The 4,204-nt window shown below is 47.3% G+C and carries 2 protein-coding genes; both read right to left on the reverse strand.

Annotated elements, in window-relative coordinates:
- The coding region (locus V6C93_RS31355; RefSeq protein ID WP_333480600.1) for a hydantoinase/oxoprolinase family protein at positions 1 to 2,633 on the reverse strand (2,633 nt) is incomplete at its 3' end.
- Positions 2,634 to 2,759: 126 nt separating this feature from the next.
- On the reverse strand, positions 2,760 to 4,204 hold a 1,445-nt coding region (locus tag V6C93_RS31360; protein WP_333480601.1), incomplete at its 5' end, for an ion transporter.

The raw sequence follows: 4,204 nt of genomic DNA on the forward strand, positions 1-4,204 counted from the left end.
AGGGAGGGAACTGCTTCTTCCCTCCCCCCATCTCCCAGAGGAGGTAAATCAGACTCCCCCCTTACCAAGGGGGGTTGGGGGGGTGCAAAGACTGGGCTAATGACCGTAATATCGGGGAGATGGGTGCCGCCGTTGTAAGGGTTGTTTAGCACGTAGACATCTCCGGGTTGAAGCGTATCGCTTTGTGCTTCGATTAAACTTCTTACACTTTCGCTCATTGAGCCTAAATGTACCGGGATATGGGGTGCATTCGCAACAAGTTGTCCTTGTTGGTCAAAGATGGCACAGGAGAAGTCGAGGCGTACTTTGATGTTGACAGAGGAACTGGTATTTTGGAGCGTAATACCCATTTGCTCGGCGATCGAGCGAAATAGGTTGTTGAAAATTTCCAGCATCACAGGGTCAGGTTTGGATTTTGGATTTTGGATTTTGGATTTTGGATTGATATCCCCTGACTCCTGACTCCTGTTCAAAATGAGATGATTGCGATCGCTAATTTCAGCTTGCCAGTTGGGTTCAATTACGTTGGTGCCAGTTTTTTCGATAATCAAGGCAGGGCCAGTGATGCAGTCTCCCGGTTGTAAATTCTCGCGCTGATATACTGGCGTCTCGTGCCATGTATCTGCCGTGTACATCTGCACGGTTGCGACAGGTTGCGCTTGGGCATCTGTGTGACGTTCAATGATCGGTTCTTCCGGGTTATACGTCTGTTTAACCACCTCAACCGAAACAGCCTCAACAATCAACTCCTTCTCCGGTGCAATAAACCCATATTGCTGCCGATGCACCTCCTCAAACTGCCGTTGCATCGTCGCAACCGTCCCAAAATCCACAATCAACGCCGTATCCGTTCCCTCATACCGCAGATGCACCTTCTGCAAGACTTGAATAGTCTCTTCCTCTGTGCCCTCTGTGTCTCTGTGGTTAATTTCCTCCTTCCCCTCTCTCGCCAACTCCTCCAACAACTGCCGTAAAGACGCAACGCCTTGTGCCCCTACATTAACTAAATCCTCATCTAACTTCGCCTCTACTGCCCGTTCGCGCAGCACCCGAACATCCGCCAACCCCATCCCATACGCCGACAACACCCCAGCAAAGGGATGAAGAAACACCTGCTTCATCCCCAACGCATCAGCAATTAAACAAGCATGTTGTCCACCCGCACCGCCAAAACAGCACAACGTATAGTCCGAAACGTCATACCCACGCTGAAGCGAGATTTTCTTAATCGCATTTGCCATTTTCTCAACTGCGATCGCCAGAAATCCAGAGGCTACTTCGACTGCCTCGTTATCCCCAATTTGGGCCGCCAACTGAGTAAACTTCTCGTGTACCACAGAGGCATTTAGTGGCAAATCTGCATTTGGCCCAAACACCTTGGGAAAAAACTCCGGTTGCAACTTACCCACCATCACATTGGCATCCGTCACCGTCAGCGGTCCACCCTTCGAGTAAGAAGCGGGCCCCGGATTGGCCCCGGCTGACTCTGGCCCCACTCGATACCGCGCCCCATCATATTGCAGAATTGAACCCCCTCCTGCTGCCACGGTGTGAATGGACATCATCGGCGTCCGCATCCGCACGCCAGCGACTTCCGTCTCAAAAGTGCGTTCGTATTCCCCGTTGTAGTGGGCGACATCGGTAGAGGTGCCACCCATATCAAAGCTGATGATTTTGTCGAATCCTGCTAGGGCACTTGTCTGCACCGCCCCCACAATCCCACCCGCAGGGCCCGATAAAATACTGTCTTTCCCCTGAAACTGCTGCGCATCCGTCAGTCCACCATTCGACTGCATGAACATCAGCTTCACGGAGGTTGAAAGTTGCACGTTAGCGGGTTGAAGCGTCGTTTGGGCTATACCTACAGCCTGCAATCGATCAACATCCAACTCTTGATCACCTTCATCCTGCAAGTGGTCAACATTCAACTGTTCTCCCACCCGATCCACATACCGACGCAGAATCGGAGATAAATAGGCATCCACAACCGTCGTATCACCCCGACTGACTAACTTCATCAACGGTGTCACTTCATGAGATACTGAAACTTGGGTAAAACCAATAGTGTGTGCTAGTGTGGCTACTTCCTTCTCATGTGCTGGATAGCGATATCCATGCATGAAAACAATGGCGCAGCTATGGATACCCTCTTCGTAAGCATTTTGCAAGAGCTTGCGGACTGACTCAAGATTGACCGGAATTAATTCTTTCCCCTGGGCGCTGTAGCGTTCCTCGACCTCAATCACCCGCTCATAAAGCATTTCTGGCAGGATAATCTGACGGGCAAAGATATCCGGTCGGTTTTGGTAGCCAATGCGCAAGGCATCCCGGAAACCTTTAGTAATAATCAGAACAGTGCGATCGCCTTTTCGTTCCAACAACGCATTTGTCGCTACTGTCGTCCCCATTTTTACTACTTCAATTTGTTCAGCGGGAATCGGGAGATCTGCTGGAATTCCCAAAATGTCTCGAATCCCCTGTACAGGTGCATCCGTGTAGCGTTCCGGGTTCTCACTGAGTAGCTTGTGAATCAGTAACGTTCCATCTGGGCGTCGCGCCACAATATCGGTGAATGTCCCTCCCCGGTCTATCCAAAATTGCCAGCGGTTATTAGAGGTAGATGATGCACTCATGGAGTTCCTCACTCTATCTTGAAGCAATTAAAAATCAATTATAGAAAGCAATTAAGAATATTTATCTCTTGTTAAGAATATAGAAGTCTATAATTGTGGCATCCAAAATCCAAAATCTATAGGCTCTCAAAGTTGAATTTTTTGTTCAGCAATGACAATAACATAGTCTTGCAGCTTAAATCGGTAGTCACTTGGATTAAGCTGAAAGGTTCCGGTGGGTTCAGAAACAGCAATAAGAATGGCATTGTGCCTTTGCTTTAGATACGCAAATAGCTCTAAGAATGTTTTATCCACCCATACATTACCGATAGGTAGGCGATAAAACTGGTTGCCCTGTTCGCCACTTAAAAGTTCATTAAATATGCTCATCAATCCAGGGTTCAAAGCAGACTGAGCCAGCATAAACCCATTTTGCTCTTCACTGACGACATAATCGTTCACATGTCCCATCTCTAGGTGAGCGCTGTATTCGCGATTAATTAACTCAGCACAGGTGTAAACGCTGGGATTAATTCTTTCTACGGTCAGAGCAGCTAGGATAGTTCGGGCATCAGCATCTTGTTCGCTGCGTCCATGACTTTTATCTGCAAGAATGATACAGGTTTTGGCGCGGCGAATCCCGGCCTTGTCTAGGACTGAAACTTTGGTAAAATCGTCGTTTATGAACCGTACTTGTTCTTTTAATTTAGCATCATCAAAACTGGGCTCTTCATCTAATTGAGCAATGATGACTACAGGAATATCTTCATCCTTTTTAGCCGCTTTATATTGCCGAACAATTATCTCTGCTTTTTTATTCCATCCACACACAATTATGTGGTTGCTGAATTTTTCCCAGTCCATTAATTTACCTTCCATACGAAGCTTATCTACCATGAAAGCGGATACTGTACCCGTGAACATGGCAAAAATAGTAGCATTCATAAAGAGGACAAAGGTAACAACGAGGTTTCCCGCCAAAGTCCTGGGTGCTCCTGGTATCGGTGAACCGGAAAACAGCATATAAAAAGAAATCCAAACCGCCTGATCTAAACTTCTCCATTGTGGATAGCTACTCCGTTCTAAAGCGACAAGGGAGAAGCTGCTAAAGCAAATCGTGAGGATAATTAATCCACAAATGATGATATATTCCGAGGCACCCCGTCTCAGGACATTCTCAAAAATGCTGGCATGGCGGTTGAACAGACCAATCAACCGTAATAAACGTAGCAGTCGTAGTAATCTTAAAGCACGGACAACACGGAATACGCGCAGCAGCGGTAGCACTGCCAGTATGTCTAACCAATATTGCTGAAAGAATTGCCGTTTATTCGGTGTGGACAGGAAGCGGAGGGTTAACTCCACTATAAATAGCCAGTTAATGATTTCATTAAGATGATCGAGAATCAACAGCAGAGGTGAAGAGGGCGACAGCGATAATTCGATAATTGCAAACACGATCGATGTAATAATCAGCACGGCAATCGTAATTTCTACCGTAGGCAACTGGAAAAAACGTTGCAAAGAACGCTGCCAAGCCTTTGCACCAGTTGTGCCTTCACTGCCTTGGGAAAAGTTGCTCATAGTAAGCC

This window comes from Allocoleopsis sp. (assembly GCF_036703385.1).
In the GTDB taxonomy this organism is placed as follows: Bacteria; Cyanobacteriota; Cyanobacteriia; order Cyanobacteriales; family Coleofasciculaceae; genus Allocoleopsis.